Genomic DNA, 16,407 nt, shown 5'->3' with positions numbered 1-16,407 from the left:
CAACGACGCTCCCCCCGCCGGGGAAACGTGAGTGCGAGCCACGCTCTGGGCAGAACAGTGGGGAGGAGTACGCGTGGGGAGCCGCGGCCGGGACGCCGCACGCCCTGCTGACGAGATGTCGTGGAGCCGCGGGAGGCTGGCAGGTGTCGAGCGCACCCGAGCAGGAGGCAGTGCAGACCGGCACGTCAGGGGGCGTGCCGGGCCGCACGGGTCAGGGCAACGGGCGGCCGGCGATGCCCGCCGTGCCGGCACAGGACCGGGACCGGAAACGCGAACGCACTCCCCCGGCCGGGCCGGTGTGGCCGGGCGCGCCCATGCCGCTAGGCGCCCGCTTCCGGGTCGGCCCGGACGGTGTCGCGGGCACCAACTTCGCGCTGTGGGCGGGCGGTGCCCAGTCCGTAGAGCTGTGCCTGTTCGACGAGGAGGGGCGTGAACGCCGGGCCCCGCTGACCGAGTTGACGCACGAGATATGGCACGGCTTCGTCCCCGGGGTCCTGCCGGGACAGCGGTACGGGTTCCGGGTGCACGGCCGCTGGGACCCGTGGACCGGCGCCCGCTGGAACCCGGCGAAACTGCTCCTCGACCCGTACGCGCGGGCCGTGGACGGCGAGTTCAGCCTGCCGCCCGAGGTCTACGGGCACGTACGGGACTGGCCCGAGCAGCATGTGGCGGACACCGTGCGCGACGACCGGGACTCGGCCCCGTACGTCCCGAAGGGTGTCGTGGTCCACGACGACGCGCCGGACGACGAATGGGCGGACGACCGCAGGCCCAAAACCCCGTGGTCGGACTCCGTCATCTACGAACTCCACGTCCGCGGCTTCACCCGCCAACACCCGGGAATCCCCGAGGAGTTGAGGGGCACGTACGCGGGTCTGGCCCATCCTGCGGCGATCGAGCACCTGGTGAAACTGGGTGTGACGGCGGTGGAGCTGCTCCCGGTCCACCAGTTCGCGCACGAAGATCACCTGCTGCGCAGGGGGCTGAAGAACTACTGGGGCTACAACTCCATCGGCTACTTCGCCCCGCACGCGGCGTACGCGGCGTCGGGCACGGGCGGGCAGCAGGTCGGCGAGTTCAAGCGGATGGTGCGGGCGCTGCACGACGCGGGCATCGAGGTCATCCTCGACGTGGTCTACAACCACACGGCGGAAGCCGGGGAGTTGGGACCGATGTTGTCGTTGAAGGGCATCGACAACCGGGGCTACTACCGCCTCCAGGACGACGCGCGCCGCTACGCCGACTACACGGGCTGCGGCAACACCCTGCACGTGGTCCAGCCCCACGTCCTGCGCCTCATCACGGACTCCCTGCGCTACTGGGTGACGGAGATGGGCGTCGACGGCTTCCGCTTCGACCTGGCGGCGGCACTGGCCCGCTCGATGCACGACGTCGACATGCTGTCGCCGTTCCTGGCGGTGATCGCACAGGATCCGGTGCTGCGCCGGGTGAAGCTGATCGCGGAACCGTGGGACGTGGGGTCCGGGGGGTATCAGGTGGGTGCCTTCCCACCCTTGTGGACGGAGTGGAACGACCGCTACCGCAATGCCGTACGGGACTTCTGGCGCGGCGCGCTGCCGGACGTACGGGACCTCGGCTACCGCCTCTCCGGATCGAGCGACCTGTACGCGTGGGGCGGGCGCAGGCCCTACGCGTCGGTCAACTTCATCACCGCGCACGACGGGTTCACGCTGCGCGACCTGGTCTCGTACGAACGCAAGCACAACGAGGCCAACGGCGAGGGCAACCGCGACGGCTCGAACGACAACCGCTCCTGGAACTGCGGCGCCGAGGGCGAGACGGACGACGCGGCCGTACTGGCCCTGCGCAGGCGCCAGTTGAGGAACCTCCTGACGACCCTGCTCCTGTCGACCGGCGTGCCGATGCTGGTCGCCGGCGACGAGTTCGGGCGCACGCAGCGCGGCAGCAACAACGCGTACTGCCAGGACAACGAGATCAGCTGGGTCGACTGGGGATTGTTGGAGGACGAGGGCTGGCGCTCCCTCTTCGACCTCACGTCCCGCCTGATCGCGCTCCGCCACGACCACCCGGTGCTCCGGCGCCGAGCGTTCTTCTCGGGCCGCGCGCACTCGGCGGACGGGCTGCGCGACCTGGCGTGGTTCACGTCGCGCGCTACGGAGATGACGGAGCGCGACTGGTACGCGCCGGCGGCGACGCTCGGCATGTATCTGTCCGGCCGTGACATCCCGGGCCGCGACGCCCGCGGCGAGCCGGTCGAGGACGACAGCTTCCTGGCAATCCTGCACGCCGGCGACCGCCCGGAGACCTTCGTACTGCCGGGCGAACCGTGGGCCCACGCGTACGAGGTCCTCGTGGACACGTCCGAGGAGGCCCAGTCGGGGGCGCCCGGGGTGGTTCATCGGGCGGGGGCGGTGATGGGGGTGGGGGCGCGGTCGGTGGTGTTGTTGCGGGTGGTGGGGTGAGACCCGGCGCACGACCGACGGGCCCCGGACGTGGGCCCTGCCCTCACAAGGCGATCGGGCGGTACGCCAGGGCGTGGTCGACGACCTCGTCAGCCGAGAGCTCCCGCTCCGGCGGCCAGAAGATCAGCCCGCTCACGTACCCGGACGGGCAGGCCAGAGCGGTGTCGAGCCGTTCCAGCCAGTCGGCCGTCTCGTCCTCGGACGCGCACTCCGCTGCCATGATCCGCCGCACGAGGTGGACCGCCTCCGCGCGGCTCATCCCCGCTGCACTCATCAGGCCTCTTTCGCTGTTCCCCGAAGCTGAGCGCCGCCCCCGGCGCTTGCCTCATTCTGAAGGCCGAGGCGCGCGCGCCGAGGAGATCGGCTGGAACGACACCGCGCGCCCCGCACCCGCCATGCAGACGGTCTACGACGTCATCCGGCACGCGTAGCCGGCCGGGGCTCGCCCCGGTACGTGCCGAACGACCAGTGGTTGCCCTCCGGGTCCGCGATCGCGAACTCCCGGCTGCCGTACGGCTGGTCCTCGATCTCGCGGAAGATCTTGACGCCCGCGTCGACGAGGTGCGCGTACAGCTCGTCGACGCGGTCCGTGACGACGTAGCAGCCGAACGTGCCCGGCGTCTGGCACCACTTCTCCGGCGGGGCGTCGGGGTCGTGGGAGCCGAGCATGACGCCGCCGCCCTCGGGCCAGTCGAGCTGGGCGTGGGCTACGCGGCCGCCGTCCTCGTAGACGGCCGTGCGCAGGAAGCCGACGGTGTCGACGAGGAAGTCGATCAGGGCCGGGGCGTCGGTGGCCTGGAAGGACGGCCAGACCGTGGGTTCGCGGGGGGTCTGGGGGGTGTTCTGTGTGGTGTTCATGGGGTCGATTCTTCGCCGTTGTGGTGGCCCCCGGCTTGGATGTTCCGGCACTCCTCCGCGAGCCACGCCGTCGGACTCAGGCCCGTGTACTGCCGGAACGCGCGGACCAGGTGGGAGTGGTCGCAGTAGCCGTGGTCCGCCGCGATTCGGGAGAGGTCCAGGGGCCGGTCCGCCGTTGCCGCTCTGACCACCGACTCCTTCGCGTACTGGAAGCGCATCAGGCGGGCCGCCTGCCCGGGGCTCAGGCCCGTCTCCGCGCGGAACAGGGTCGTCAGGCGGCGCTCGCTCAGAGCGACGTGCGCGGCTAGGCCCGGAAGGGTGCCCGCGCCGCGGTGGCGGGCCAGCCAGGTCCAGGCCTCGGCGACCTCGGGGCGCACCCCGGCGAAGGGGTCGTGCGTGCGCAGGTAGGCGGAGAGGACGTCGAAGCGGGCCCGCCAGCTCTTCAACTCCTGTAAGCGGTCGTGCAGTTGGGTTGCCTCAGCCCCCAGTACCGCCGCGCCGTCCGTCACCACCGGGCCCGCCAGTTCCGCCGCCGGGGCCCCGAGGAGCGCCCGCGCCGCCAGCGGGTGCACCGCCAGCTGGATGCCCGCCTCGTGCTCGGGCTGCGCGATGAACGCCGGGCTCTGGTGCAGGCCGCCCACGACGATCTCGGTGCGGTGCGCGTCCGCGCCCATCGCCTGCTCCGGGGTCGAGCCGCTGACCACGGGGCCGTCGAGGGAGAAGATCAGGGTGAGGTAGGGGGACGGCAGGCCGCGGTGGAGCGCCGGACGCTGCCCCCTGCTGCGGTAGCCGACGGCCGAGACGATCGCGCCGCCGGGGCGCGGGGTGGCCCGGACGAATTCCATTGAGCCGGGGGCTCCGGTACTCATGCCTCCAGTATGCGGAGGGGCCGCCCGCGCTCGCTAGCCGAGGATTTTTCGGTCGTACGCCACCGCCACCGCCGCCGCGCGGTCCTTCACGCCCAACTTGCCGTAGATGTGCGTGAGATGGGTCTTCACCGTCGCCTCGCTGATGAACAGCTCGCGCGCGATCTCCTTGTTGGAGGTGCCGCGTGCCACCAGGACGAGGACCTCGCGTTCGCGTGCCGAGAGAGTCTCGTCCGCCGGCGCCGCAGGGGTGCGTACCGCTGTGACCAGGCGCGATGCCACCGCCGGTGAGAGGACCGTGCGGCCTTCGGCAGCCGCTCGTACCGCCGTGAAGAGTTCCTCGCGCGGGGCGTCCTTCAGGAGGTAGCCCGTCGCGCCCGCCTCGATCGCGGGGAGCGTGTCGGAGTCCGTGTCGTACGTGGTGAGGACCAGGACGCGGGAGCGGGCGCCGCGGCGGGTCAGTTCCTTGATCGCGTCGACCCCGCCGCCGCCCGGCATGCGCAGGTCCATGAGGACGACGTCCGGGTCGAGTTCGGCGGCGCGGGTGACGCCCTCGACTCCGTTGGCCGCCTCGCCGAGGACCGTGAAGCCGGGGGCCGACTCGAACATGCCGCGCAGGCCGTCGCGGACCACCGGGTGGTCGTCGACGATGAGCAAAGTGATCACCGGGTCAGTCATGGCGCACCAACGGTACGCGAGCCGAGATCGCCGTGCCGCCGCCCGGCTCGGATTCGATCGTCACGTCACCGGCGAGGCGCTCGGCGCGGGCCCGCATGCCGTCGAGGCCGAAGCCGCCGGCGCCGGTGCGGGCGGGCAGGGCGAGGGGGTCGAAGCCCTGGCCGTCGTCCCGTACGTCGAGGGTCACCTCGCCCGCCATGAAGGAGAGGGTGACGCCGAGGCGGGTGGCGCGGGCGTGCCGGGCCGCGTTCGACAGGGCCTCTTCGGTGATGCGCAGGAGGGACGCCTCGATCTCGTCGTGGAGGGGCTCGGCGGTGCCGGTGAGGGTGAAGTCGGCGCGCACGCCCGTACGGGACGACCAGTCGGTGACCGTCTTCTTGAGCGCTTCGGGGAGCGTGGCGCCGTCCAGGGCCGCGGGCGCCAGGTTGTGCACGGAGCGGCGGGCCTCGCCGAGGCTGTGGCGGGCCAGATCCGAGGCGCGGTCGAGGTGTTCGTGGGCGACGGCGAGGGTGGGGGCGTTCTTCACGACCTGGAGCTGGGCGATGATCCCGGTCAGGCCCTGGGCGATGGTGTCGTGGATCTCGGCGGCGAGCCGGCGGCGCTCGTCGGCGATGCCCGCTTCCCTTGCCTGGACGAGGAGTTGGGCGTGCAGGGCGGCGTTCTCGTCGAGGGCCTGCTGGAGCGCCGTGTTCGTGCGCTCCAGCTCGCCGATGGTCTCGATCTGGATGCGGGCCTGCTCCTTCTCCTTGCCGTTGATGTGGCCCATGAAGCCGACCAGAGCGCTGTTGACGGCCAGCAGTCCGCCGAACAGGACCCAGCCGAGGGAGTTCTCCGGGGGGAGGCCGCCCGCCTGGGAGCCGGCCACGACGATGATCGCCGCGAAGAGTCCCGGCCTGACCTGGCGCCGCGGCAGCAGCCGTTCGACGTCGAAGTAGCCGCAGGCCGCGTAGAACACGTAGAAGGGATTGATGAGGGAACCGACGAAGGCGAGCGCCCAGCGGACCCAGTAGTAGACGATCCCGGCGCCGGACGGTCCTGGACGGGTGCGCATCGCCCGGCCCCACCACAGCTGGAGGGCGAGGGCGGCGGCGGACACCGGCACGAAGACGAACCAGTCGGTCCGGTCCATGTCGACGACGCCGGCCGTGGCGGCGGACAGGACGACGCCGACGGCGAGCATGCCGTACGGGCCGTAGCGGTGGAAGTTCGCCCAGCGCTCCTCGACGATCCTGGCCGCCTCCTCGGCGGCGCCGCGTTCGTCCGTCTCCGTCGTCATGCAGCCAGTCTGCACGGCAGCGCCGTCGCTCACCGCCTCGCCCATCCGACTCACTCCCAGCGGAACCAGCGCGTCGCGGCGCCGGTCAGGAGGACGGCCCACACGGCGAGGACGCCCAGGTGCGACCAGGCCGGCCAGTCTCCCGCCATCGCCTGGTTCATGGCCTGCGCCGCCGCGCCGAAGGGGGTCAGCTCGACGATGCGGGCCAGCGTGTCCGGCATCGCCTGCACCGGCAGCCACACGCCCGCGCAGAACATCGCGGGGAAGAAGACGACCGAGCCGATCGCGCTGGAGATCTTCGTCGTACGGGCCCTGGAGGCGATCAGCGCACCGAGCGCGAGGGCGCACACGACGGACAGGAGCAGGGCGAGGAGATAGCCGGCGATCTGGCGCGGCAGCGCCACGTCGAAGGCGAGGCGGCCGACGGCCAGGCAGAGCGCGACGCCGAGCAGGATGGCACCGCCGTGGATGGCCATCTGGGCGCTGAGCAGGGCGGACGGCCGGACCGGTGTCGTCGACATGCGGCGCAGGACGCCGCGCTCGCGGTACCCGGTGATGATCGGCGGCATCGACTGGATGCCGCCCGCGATCATGGCGAGCAGCACGGTGACGGGCACGTACGCGTCGATCAGGCGGATCCCGCCGAGCCCGGAGTCGGCCTCGCGGAAGGAGGGGATCGCGCCGAGGATCACAAGCAGGCCGACGGGGAAGAGCAGGATCCCGATCAGGCTGCCGGCCTCGCGGCGGAAGAGGGTGAACTCGGCGCGCAGGACGGCACGGTGCGCGGAACGTGGGGCGATGGCGGCGGTGCTCATGACTGGCCGGCTCCCGTGAGGTCGAGGAACGCGTCGTCCAACGTGGCGTCGGAGACCCGCAGTTGGTGGGCGGTGATGTGGTGCCGGGCGAGCAGGGTGACGACCGCGTTGACGGTCTCGTCGCTGCCGGTGAGGGTGACCCGGCCGTCGCGGAGGTCGGTGGAGGCGACGCCCGGCAGCGCGGCGAGCTCCCGCTCGTCCAGCGGGGCGGACGGCGTGAAGGTGATGACGGTGGCGCCCGCGGCCTGCCGGATCAGCCCGTCCGGGGTGTCGAGCGCGGCGACCCGGCCCTGGTCGATCACGGCGATCCGGTCGCAGAGCCGCTGCGCCTCCTCCATGAAGTGCGTGACCAGGAGGACGGTGACGCCGCGCTCCCGTACGTCCTCGATCAGCTCCCAGGTGTCGCGGCGGGACCGCGGGTCGAGGCCGGTGGTCAGCTCGTCGAGGACGACGACGCGCGGGTTGCCGACCAGGGCGAGCGCGATGAACAGGCGCTGTTTCTGGCCGCCGCTGAGCTTGGCGAAGCGGGTCGTCAACTTGTCGGTCAGGCGCAGGCGTTCGGCCAGCGGACGCCAGTCGAGGGGGTCCGGGTAGATCGCCGAGTACAGCTCAAGGGCCTCCTTGACCGTGAGCTTCGGCTGGATCTCGCTCTCCTGGAGCTGGGCGCCGAGGATGCGGCTGACGGCGGCGTGGTCGCGCACGGGATCGAGACCGGCGACACCGACCCGGCCCTCGTCGGGGGTGCGCAGCCCTTCCACGCACTCCACGGTGGTGGTCTTGCCGGCCCCGTTGGGTCCGAGGATGCCGAAGATCTCGCCCTCGGCGACGGTGAAGGAGACCCCGTCGACGACGGCCCGGCCCGCGTACGACTTGCGCAGCCCGGTGACTTCGATGAGCGGTGCGGTGGTGGTCGTGGTCATGGGTACAGCGTCGCCGTCGGGGGGTCTTCGGAGCATCGCCCATCGCGCTCGAAGCGGCATCAACCGATCGGTTGATGGGCGGTACGACCCCGCGAGCCGATGTGCGTACGGACGAACGGCGTCCGAAACCCGGTGGGCGTTGTCAGTGCCGATCCGTAGGCTCGCCGTGATGACGACTACACATGCAGCGACCACGGATCAGGACCGGAGCGACGAGACACCTCAACAGGCGTCGCCCGTACGGCAGTCGGCCGCACGCTCGCTGCTGCGGCTGTGGCCGTACGTGCGTCCCGTACGGGCGCGCTGGGCGGCCGCCGCGGCGGTGGCGGTCGTCGCCTCGTGCCTCGCGCTGGTCTTTCCGCTGGTCCTGAAGTGGATCGTGGACGGCCCGGTGACGCACCGGGACCCGGGCGGGCTGTGGGTCGGGGCCGGGGTGCTGCTCGCGCTCGGTGTGGCGGAGGCACTGCTCTTCGGGCTGCGGCGGTGGCTGGTGGCACGGCCGCTCGCCGGGGTCGAGGCGGCGATGCGGGCCGATCTGTACCGGCATCTCCAGCGGCTGCCGGTCGGCTTCCACGACCGGTGGGCGTCGGGGCAGCTCCTGTCGCGCGCGACGACGGACCTCATGGTCGTCCGCATGTTCCTCGCCTTTCCGCTGACGTTCCTCATCGTCAACGGGGTCACGATCGTCGCCGGTCTGACGCTGCTCATCGTGCAGGACTGGGGGCTCGGGCTCGTGCTGCTCGCGCCCGCGGTGCCCCTGATAGCCATCTGTTACCGGTTCGAGCACGGGTACGCGGAGGCGTCACGGCGCGCCCAGGACCAGGTCGGCGATCTGACGACGGTCGTCGAGGAGTCCGTGCTCGGCATCCGCATCATCAAGGGGTTCGGCCGGCACCGCGCCCAGGCGCGGGCCTTCCGCGATCTGTCGCAGACCGTGCGGGGCACGGAGCTGGTCAAGGCGCGGCTGCTCGCCGGGATCCTGGCGGTCATCACCCTCCTTCCGGAGGTGGCGCTCGGCGCGGCCCTGGTCCTCGGCACGGTGCAGGTCTCCGACGGCTCGCTGTCGGCGGGCACTCTGGTCGCGTTCCTGTCGACGGCGCTCGCGCTGCGCTGGCCCATCGAGTCGATCGGCTTCCTGCTCGCGATGAGCCAGGAGGCGGCGACGGCGACACGGCGGTACTTCGAGGTGATGGACGCGCCGGAGGAGGACCCGGCCGTCCTCGACGAGGAAAGTGGTGAACTCGCAGGCGACGGGATGCGGTTCGAGGGTGTCTCGTTCCGCTACCCGGACGCCGCCGACGACTCCGTGCCGACGCTGCGCCGGATCGATCTGCACATCAGATCCGGGGAGACGATGGCGCTGGTCGGCGCGACCGGCAGCGGCAAGACGACGCTGACCGCGCTGGTGCCGCGCCTGTACGACGTCACCGCGGGGCGGATCACGCTCGACGGGCGGGACATCGCCGCGATGCCGCGCGAGGAGCTGCGCACGCTCGTGTCGGTGGCCTTCGAGGAGCCGACCCTGTTCTCGGCGTCCGTCGCGGAGAACGTGCTGATGGGCGCCCCGGACGCGGACGCCGGACAGCTGGAGCGGGCGCTCGGTGTCGCGCAGGCCGACTTCGTACGGCAGTTGCCGGACGGTGTCGACACGGAGGTCGGCGAGCAGGGGCTCAGCCTGTCCGGCGGGCAGCGGCAGCGGCTCGCGCTCGCCCGTACCGTCGTCGGCGGCCCGCGGTTCCTGATCCTGGACGACCCGCTGTCCGCGCTCGACGTGCACACGGAGGCCGCCGTGGAGGCGGCGCTGCGCCGCGTCCTCGCCGACAGCACCGCGCTCGTGGTCGCGCACCGGCCGTCCACGGTGCTGCTCGCGGACCGGGTCGCGCTGCTGTCCGAGGGGCGGGTCGCGGCGGTGGGCACGCACCACGAACTGCTGCGGACGAACGCGGAGTACCGGTATCTGATGTCGGGAGACGCCGAGGACGCGGCGGAGTCGGCGGAGCGCGCGGGGGAGGCGGCACAGGCATGACGACAACGGCGAACGCCAATACCGATACCGATACCGAGGAGGACGTTCGCGTCCCCTCTCCCGGCGACCCGTTCGACCGGGACGACCTGCCCACGCCGAAGGGCGCGACGAGCACCCTGCTGCGCTCGCTCCTCGCGCCGCACAGGCGCGGCGTGCTCCTCACGGTGCTCGCGCTGCTGCTCCAGCAGGCGGCCGTGCAGTCGGGGCCGCTGATCGTCGCGTACGCCATCGACAGCGCGGTGCCCGCGTTCCGCGACCACTCCTACGGGCCGCTGATCGCGGTCGGCGTCGGGTTCCTGCTCACCGCGTGCGGCTCGGCGGCCTTCCAGTACGCGTACATCCAGTTCTCCGCCCGCGTCAGCCAGAGCGTGCTGCTCGATCTGCGCGGCCGGATCTTCCGGCACGCGCAGGCGCTCAGCGTCGACTTCCACGACCGGTACACGTCGGGCCGCGTGATCTCCCGGGCGACGACGGACGTCGAGGCGCTGCGCGAACTGCTCAGCGAAGGCCTCCAGGAACTGGTCAACGTCATCCTCGCCTCGCTCTACATCACGGCGATGCTGCTCTGGCTCGACCTCGGCATCGGGTCGGTCGCCGCGCTGTCGTTCGCGCCGCTGTACGTCCTGATCCGGCTGTACCGGCGGCGGGCCGCGCGGGCGTACGGGGAGCGGTCATCGGCGATCGCGGCGGTCATCGTGAAGTTCGTCGAGACGATGAACGGGATCAGGCCGGTGCGCGCGTTCCGCCGCGAGAGCGCCAACGACGCGCACTTCGCGACGCTCAACCACCGGCACGAACGAGCCAACGGGACCGCCCTGCTGGAGATGGCGCGCTACGTGGTCGGCTCCCGGCTCATCGCGAACACGGCGGTCGCCGGGATGGTCCTGTGGGGCGCGTACCGGGTCGCGGGCGGCACGCTGGCGCTGGGCGTCCTCGCGGCGGCGGTGCTGTTCATCCGCCGCCTGTACGACCCGATCGACCGGCTCGCGATGTTCCTCAACTCGTACGAGTCCGCGGCCGCCTCGCTCAAGAAGATCGCGGGGCTGCTCGACCAGACGCCGTCGGTGCCCGAGCCGGTGGCGCCGCGCGAGCTGCCCGCGGCGCGGGAGGGCAGGCCGGGCCGCGAGGTCGTATTCGACGGCGTCTCGTTCGGGTACCGCACGGGCGGCGAGGTGCTTCCGCGCTTCGACCTGACGTTCCCGGCCGGGCGGACGGTGGCCGTGGTCGGGTCGACCGGCGCGGGCAAGTCGACCCTCGCCAAGCTCCTGGCCCGCTTCTACGACCCCTCGCACGGGCGGGTCCTGCTCGACGGGGTCGACCTGCGGGAGCTGTCCAACGCCGAACTGCGGCGCGGGGTGGTGATGGTGACGCAGGAGGCGTTCCTGTTCTCCGGGACGGTCGCCGAGAACATCGCGATCGGGCGGCCCGAGGCGAGCCGCGAGGAGATCGAGCGGGCCGCGAAGGCGATCGGCGCGCACGACTTCATCACCGCGCTGCCCGACGGCTACGACACCGATGTGCGCAAGCGCGGCGGGCGGATCTCGGCGGGGCAGCGGCAGTTGGTGGCGTTCGCGCGGGCGCTGCTCGCCGACCCGGCGGTGCTGATCCTGGACGAGGCGACCAGCTCCCTGGACATCCCGGGCGAGCGGGCGGTGCAGCGGGCGATGCGCACGGTCCTGCGCGGCCGCACCGCCGTGGTCATCGCGCACCGCCTGTCGACGGTGGAGATCGCGGACCGGGTCCTGGTGATGGAGCACGGCCGGGTGGTCGAGGACGGCACCCCGGCGCAACTCATCGGCGGGGACGGGGTGTTCGCGGGACTGCACCGGGCGTGGCGGGAGAGCGTGGTGGGGTGACCGGTGCTGCGGCGGGGCCGGGCGCCCCGCCGCAGCACCGGGTTCACACCGCCCTGCGCAGTTCGCAGACCCCGTCCGTGCAGGTGCGGCGCAGGCGGCCCGCCGAGACGGTTTCCGCGAGGCCGATCACCCAGCACATCGGGCAGCCACGCAGCGCGACCAGACCGACGGGGGCGAGCAGCAGACTCGCCCACCCGACGACGGGGAGCAGGGCAAGTGCCCCGGCCAGCGCACCGAACCCGACGACGCCCCGGGCCAGATGACGCGGGACGGAGCTACTTCCGAAGCCGCGCTTCGACACGGGCGCGGGCGGATCAGGTGTCGTCGCCGGACCGACCGTCCTCGCCGGACCAGCCGTCCTCGCCGGACCAGCCGTCATCGCTGGACCAGCCGTCCTCGTCGGATCAGGTGTCATCGTCGGATCAGGTGACATCGCTGGACCAGCCGTCCTCGTCGGGCCGACCGTCATCGCCGGACCAGCCGTCCTCGTCGGGCCGACCGTCATCGCCGGACCAGCCGTCATCGCCGGACCAGCCGTCATCGTCGGATCAGGTGTCATCGTCGGTTCCCCTCGTCGCGGCCAGTTCGTCGCGTACCGCCGAACGGGCCCGGTGCAGGCGGGACTTCATGGCGGCGGTGCTCAGGCCGAGCCGGTCGGCCACGGTGCGGCCGGGCAGTCCCTGGATGTCCCGCAGGACCAGGACCCGGCGCTGGTCGTCCGGCAGCGCGGCGACGGCGGCCACGACCCGGTCCGCCTCCAGGCGCAGGAGCGCGTCGTCCTCGGCGGACCGTACGACGCCCCGCTCATCGGGTTCGGGGCGCAGCAGCCCGCGCGTACGGCGCAGGCACTCGTTGCGGACGATCCGGAACATCCACGAGGCCAGCGCCCCGGAGGCCCGCAGCATCCCGATCCGCCGGTACAGGATGATCAGCGCCTCCTGCGCGGCGTCCTCCGCGTCCTGGGGCGTGGCGCACAGCGAGTGCGCGAACCGCTGCACGTGCGGGAACGAGCCGTACACCAGCGCGGTGAGCGCCTCCACGTCACCGCGCTGCGCCGCGGCGACGAGCGTCGCGCCGGGCCAGGGGTTCCGGTCAGCCACGCCCGCTCCTCCGGCGGCGCCGCAGCGTCACGGTGCAGGCGCACACCAGCAGCGCGACGGCCGCGGCGGCGATGACGACGGTGGTGGTCATGGGGTCCTCCCGGTGGTGGGTGCTACGAGACTCACCCATGAGAGACACCGCCGGCACAAAAGGATTCGGGCCGGGATTCACGTGCGCGGGGAAAGGTGATCACATAAGGCCCATGGACCAGTTCAGTGTGCCGGGCCTCTACCAGGGATACGACCGCATCGCGTTCGGCGGCTACGTCGCCGGGCGGCTCGCCGAGGGCGTCGCGAGCAAGGCCGTACGCGTCGACTTCCGCGGCCCCGTCCCCGTGGAGACCGCGGTCGTACGGGCCGGACTCGACGGCGGCGGCGTCGAGTTGAGGCACGCGGACGGACGCGTTCTGGCCATCGCCGTCCCCGCCGCCGGCCTCGCCGACACCGCACCGCCCGCCCCGCCGACCCTCGCGGAAGCGGCCCGCGCGGCGCAGGCGCTGCGGGACGCGACGCCGCCTGAGGAGGCCGGCCCCGACTGTTTCGGATGCGGTTTCGGCCGCACCGCGAGCACCGGGCTGCGCATGCACTGCGGCCGCGTCGAGAACCGGGACGACGTCGTGGCCTGCGACTGGACGCCGGACGCGGCGCACGCGGGCCCGGACGGCACGGTGGCGCCGGAGCTCGTGTGGGGCGCCCTGGACTGCCCGGGCAACTGGGCGGGCCGGCTGCTCGGTTCGCAGCGGGTCGGGGCGATGACCGCCTCGCTCACGGCGACGCTGCCGCGCCCGGTGCGCGCCGGCGAGCCGCACGTCGTGTACGCGTGGGTGCGCGAGGAATCGGGCCGCAAACACGGCTACGGGATGGCCGTCGTGGCTGCGGACGGTGAACTGTGCGCGGCCGGCGAGGCGTTGTGGATCGACCCGCGCGAGGAGTGAGGCCGGGCGGCACCGGCTAAAAACAGCCACGGCCGTCCCCGCGGCCCCTCTCCGCCCCCTTGCCCCCACATGCACCTCCGGCCCCCGTTCCCTCCGCGGACCCACCCGTTCCGGACAACGTCTCCGGCCCGCGCCCGGCCGCGTCCCCCGAGGTGGGCGCGGTGACGGGGGCTTCACCGCGCCCCCGCGCAGGTCATCACGGACCCGCCCCGCATATCGAACACGGCTCCCCGCGCACCGGACCATTTCCGGCCAACCTCTTGAAGCGCTCCTGACAGACGGCGCTCTCTGCTGCCACTCTTCCCCTCGTTCCAGCGCACCACCCGCACCGCCTGCACTGCGTTCTGCCCGGTCGGCCACCCGCCGCCCGTTCCCCACTGGCCGCCCACCCAAGCGGCCACGCAGAAGGAGTCAAGCGTTGACCAGCACCTCAACCTCCCACAGACCCTCCCGTCGTAGGCGCCGCGCCACCGCTGCCGCGGCCGCCGGCGCCGTCGCCGCGCTGCTCGCCGTCGCCGTCCAGTCGGGTCCGGCCACCGCCGCCGAGGCCCGGGACGCGAGCCCGGCCGCGCAGGCCACGTCGAACGCCGCCCGCGGCGCCGACCCGGGCGCCCTGCCCGTGAAGCTCTCCCCCGCCAAGCGCGCCGAACTGCTGCGCGCGGCCAACACCACCAAGGCGAAGTCCGAGACCGCGAAGGAACTCGGCCTCGGCGCCAAGGAGAAGCTCGTCGTACGGGACGTGCTCCAGGACCGCGACGGCACCACGCACACCCGCTACGAGCGGACCTACGACGGACTGCCGGTCCTCGGCGGCGACCTGATCGTGGACGCCTCGAAGTCGGGCACCGAGCAGGGCGTCACCAAGGCGTCGAAGGCCCAGCTCAAGGGCGTCGACACGAGCGCCGACGTGAAGCCCGCGACCGCCGAGGCGCAGGCGGTGAAACTGGCGAAGGCCGACGGCTCGAAGAAGACCGAGGCCGACCGCGCGCCGCGCAAGGTCGTGTGGCTGGGGCAGGGGGCCACCAAGGGGCAGCCCACGCTCGCGTACGAGACGGTGGTCGGCGGACTCCAGGACGACGGCACCCCGAACGAACTGCACGTCATCACCGACGCCACCACCGGCAAGAAGCTCCACGAGTGGCAGGCGATCGAGAACGGCACCGGCAACACCCAGTACAGCGGCACCGTCACCCTCGGCACCGCGCTGTCCGGATCGTCGTACACGCTCAACGACACCGCGCGCGGCGGCCACAAGACGTACAACCTGAACCGCGGCACGTCCGGCACCGGCACGCTCTACTCGGGCTCCGACGACGTGTGGGGCAACGGATCGGCGTCCAACACCGAGACGGCCGCCGCCGACGCTCACTACGGCGCCGCGCTGACCTGGGACTACTACAAGAACGTGCAGGGCCGCACCGGTATCCGCGGCGACGGCGTCGGGGCGTACAGCCGGGTGCACTACGGCAACGCGTACGTCAACGCGTTCTGGGACGACAGCTGCTTCTGCATGACGTACGGCGACGGCACCAGCAACACGCACCCGCTGACGTCGATCGACGTGGCCGCGCACGAGATGACGCACGGCGTCACCTCGAACACCGCGGGCCTCAACTACTCCGGTGAGTCCGGCGGGTTGAACGAGGCGACGTCCGACATCTTCGCGACGGCCGTCGAGTTCTACGCCAACAACCCGACCGACGTCGGCGACTACCTCATCGGCGAGAAGATCAACATCAACGGCGACGGCACCCCGCTGCGCTACCAGGACAAGCCGAGCAAGGACGGCGCGTCCAAGGACTCCTGGTACTCGGGGATCGGCTCGATCGACGTGCACTACTCGTCGGGCCCGGCGAACCACCTCTTCTACCTGCTCAGCGAGGGCAGCGGGACGAAGACGATCAACGGGGTCACCTACAACTCGCCGACCAGTGACGGCCTTCCGGTCACCGGCATCGGCCGCGACAAGGCGGCGCTGATCTGGTTCAAGGCGCTGACCACGAAGTTCACGTCGACGACCAACTACGCGGGCGCCCGCACCGGTGCCCTCGCGGCGGCCGGTGAGCTGTACGGGACGACGTCCGCCGAGTACAAGGCCGTCCAGGACGCGTTCGCCGCGATCAACGTGGGCGCCCGCTCCGGCGGCACCGACCCGGGCACCGGCAAGACGTTCACCAACGACACGGACGTGGCGATCCCGGACTACCCGGGCGCGGCCGTCACCTCGTCGCTGACCGTCTCCGGCGTGAGCGGCAACGCGCCGTCCACCCTCAAGGTCGGCGTCGACATCGTGCACACCTGGAGCGGTGACCTCCAGGTCGACCTGGTCGGCCCGAGCGGGAAGACGTACCGGCTGCACTCGTCGGCGTACGACTCCACGCCCAACATCCAGACCACGTACACGGTCAACGCCTCGACGGAGGTCGCGAACGGCACCTGGAAGCTGAAGGTCCAGGACCTCGGCGCGCAGGACACGGGCTACATCAACAGCTTCAAGCTGACGTTCCCGTAAGCACGGACCGCACAGCGGGGCGCGTCGCACCGGAGGTTCAACTCCCCGGGGCGGCGCGCCCGTTCGTGCGGTGCCGGACCCCGCGGTCTGGCAACCTGTGATCGTGACTCAGGGGGACGCC

General features: G+C 72.1%; 14 protein-coding genes. 5 read left to right on the top strand and 9 right to left on the bottom strand.

The annotated features are described in order from the left end of the window. The first annotated feature begins 233 nt into the window (after window positions 1-233). Window positions 234-2,444: a glycogen debranching protein GlgX gene (gene glgX / locus AB0L37_RS27755; RefSeq protein WP_365511261.1), complete on the top strand. Its 2,211-nt coding sequence runs from the start codon at window positions 234-236 to the stop codon at window positions 2,442-2,444. A gap of 43 nt (window positions 2,445-2,487) precedes the next feature. On the opposite strand, the gene AB0L37_RS27750 is transcribed toward glgX, so the two are convergent. From AB0L37_RS27750 to AB0L37_RS27720, 7 genes are all read right to left on the bottom strand, one after another. After that, the gene (locus tag AB0L37_RS27750; protein ID WP_365510978.1) at window positions 2,488-2,718 is read right to left on the bottom strand and encodes an e9imm peptide; all 231 of its coding nucleotides are present in this window, start codon (window positions 2,716-2,718) and stop codon (window positions 2,488-2,490) included. A gap of 140 nt (window positions 2,719-2,858) precedes the next feature. Next, complete coding sequence (locus tag AB0L37_RS27745; RefSeq protein WP_365510975.1) at window positions 2,859-3,302, bottom strand: VOC family protein; 444 nt, start codon at window positions 3,300-3,302, stop codon at window positions 2,859-2,861. Next, entirely contained in the window at window positions 3,299-4,171 is an 873-nt protein-coding gene (locus AB0L37_RS27740; protein WP_365510972.1) for a helix-turn-helix domain-containing protein, read from the bottom strand. The genes AB0L37_RS27745 and AB0L37_RS27740 overlap by 4 nt, the downstream gene beginning before the upstream one ends. A 33-nt stretch (window positions 4,172-4,204) precedes the next feature. Beyond that, complete coding sequence (locus tag AB0L37_RS27735; RefSeq protein ID WP_365510969.1) at window positions 4,205-4,846, bottom strand: response regulator transcription factor; 642 nt, start codon at window positions 4,844-4,846, stop codon at window positions 4,205-4,207. Then, window positions 4,839-6,122 (bottom strand): sensor histidine kinase, encoded by a 1,284-nt coding sequence (locus AB0L37_RS27730; protein WP_365510966.1) that lies wholly within the window; start codon window positions 6,120-6,122, stop codon window positions 4,839-4,841. Before AB0L37_RS27730 ends, AB0L37_RS27735 begins: the two co-directional genes overlap by 8 nt. A gap of 50 nt (window positions 6,123-6,172) precedes the next feature. Beyond that, window positions 6,173-6,937, bottom strand: a complete 765-nt coding sequence (locus AB0L37_RS27725) for an ABC transporter permease (RefSeq protein WP_365510964.1) — start codon at window positions 6,935-6,937, stop codon at window positions 6,173-6,175. Beyond that, window positions 6,934-7,857 (bottom strand): ABC transporter ATP-binding protein, encoded by a 924-nt coding sequence (locus AB0L37_RS27720; RefSeq protein ID WP_365510962.1) that lies wholly within the window; start codon window positions 7,855-7,857, stop codon window positions 6,934-6,936. Before AB0L37_RS27720 ends, AB0L37_RS27725 begins: the two co-directional genes overlap by 4 nt. Window positions 7,858-8,026: 169 nt before the next feature. On the opposite strand from AB0L37_RS27720, the gene AB0L37_RS27715 reads away from it, so the two are divergent. After that, window positions 8,027-9,883, top strand: a complete 1,857-nt coding sequence (locus AB0L37_RS27715) for an ABC transporter ATP-binding protein (protein ID WP_365510960.1) — start codon at window positions 8,027-8,029, stop codon at window positions 9,881-9,883. After that, window positions 9,880-11,739 carry an ABC transporter ATP-binding protein gene (locus AB0L37_RS27710; protein ID WP_365510958.1) on the top strand — a complete coding sequence of 620 codons (1,860 nt, stop codon included), beginning with the start codon at window positions 9,880-9,882 and terminating at the stop codon, window positions 11,737-11,739. The genes AB0L37_RS27715 and AB0L37_RS27710 overlap by 4 nt, the downstream gene beginning before the upstream one ends. A gap of 43 nt (window positions 11,740-11,782) precedes the next feature. On the opposite strand, the gene AB0L37_RS27705 is transcribed toward AB0L37_RS27710, so the two are convergent. Together AB0L37_RS27705 and AB0L37_RS27700 are read right to left on the bottom strand one after the other, a co-directional pair. Further along, window positions 11,783-12,040: a hypothetical protein gene (locus tag AB0L37_RS27705; protein ID WP_365510956.1), complete on the bottom strand. Its 258-nt coding sequence runs from the start codon at window positions 12,038-12,040 to the stop codon at window positions 11,783-11,785. 247 nt (window positions 12,041-12,287) lie between these two features. Then, window positions 12,288-12,839, bottom strand: a complete 552-nt coding sequence (locus AB0L37_RS27700; RefSeq protein WP_365510953.1) for a sigma-70 family RNA polymerase sigma factor — start codon at window positions 12,837-12,839, stop codon at window positions 12,288-12,290. A 203-nt stretch (window positions 12,840-13,042) separates the two neighbouring features. Between AB0L37_RS27700 and AB0L37_RS27695 the strand changes: the two genes are divergently transcribed. Then, a complete protein-coding gene (locus AB0L37_RS27695; RefSeq protein ID WP_365510950.1) occupies window positions 13,043-13,774 on the top strand; it encodes a hypothetical protein in 732 nt (243 codons plus the stop codon). A 418-nt stretch (window positions 13,775-14,192) separates the two neighbouring features. Next, complete coding sequence (locus AB0L37_RS27690; RefSeq protein WP_365510947.1) at window positions 14,193-16,286, top strand: M4 family metallopeptidase; 2,094 nt, start codon at window positions 14,193-14,195, stop codon at window positions 16,284-16,286. Window positions 16,287-16,407: the final 121 nt, after the last annotated feature.

It is taken from the genome of Streptomyces sp. NPDC052225 (assembly GCF_040679615.1).
Classification (GTDB): Bacteria; Actinomycetota; Actinomycetes; order Streptomycetales; family Streptomycetaceae; genus Streptomyces.
This window is presented reverse-complemented; position numbering and strand designations above follow the sequence as displayed.

What these genes read in the sequence shown, in the direction of transcription:
- AB0L37_RS27715 (WP_365510960.1), top strand. Translation starts at nt 8,027, where the DNA reads ATGACGACTACACATGCAGCGACCACGGATCAGGACCGGAGCGACGAG.
- AB0L37_RS27720 (WP_365510962.1), bottom strand. Translation starts at nt 7,857, where the DNA reads ATGACCACGACCACCACCGCACCGCTCATCGAAGTCACCGGGCTGCGC.
- AB0L37_RS27745 (WP_365510975.1), bottom strand. Translation starts at nt 3,302, where the DNA reads ATGAACACCACACAGAACACCCCCCAGACCCCCCGCGAACCCACGGTC.
- AB0L37_RS27725 (WP_365510964.1), bottom strand. Translation starts at nt 6,937, where the DNA reads ATGAGCACCGCCGCCATCGCCCCACGTTCCGCGCACCGTGCCGTCCTG.
- AB0L37_RS27710 (WP_365510958.1), top strand. Translation starts at nt 9,880, where the DNA reads ATGACGACAACGGCGAACGCCAATACCGATACCGATACCGAGGAGGAC.
- AB0L37_RS27740 (WP_365510972.1), bottom strand. Translation starts at nt 4,171, where the DNA reads ATGAGTACCGGAGCCCCCGGCTCAATGGAATTCGTCCGGGCCACCCCG.
- AB0L37_RS27750 (WP_365510978.1), bottom strand. Translation starts at nt 2,718, where the DNA reads ATGAGTGCAGCGGGGATGAGCCGCGCGGAGGCGGTCCACCTCGTGCGG.
- AB0L37_RS27695 (WP_365510950.1), top strand. Translation starts at nt 13,043, where the DNA reads ATGGACCAGTTCAGTGTGCCGGGCCTCTACCAGGGATACGACCGCATC.
- glgX (WP_365511261.1), top strand. Translation starts at nt 234, where the DNA reads ATGCCCGCCGTGCCGGCACAGGACCGGGACCGGAAACGCGAACGCACT.
- AB0L37_RS27735 (WP_365510969.1), bottom strand. Translation starts at nt 4,846, where the DNA reads ATGACTGACCCGGTGATCACTTTGCTCATCGTCGACGACCACCCGGTG.
- AB0L37_RS27730 (WP_365510966.1), bottom strand. Translation starts at nt 6,122, where the DNA reads ATGACGACGGAGACGGACGAACGCGGCGCCGCCGAGGAGGCGGCCAGG.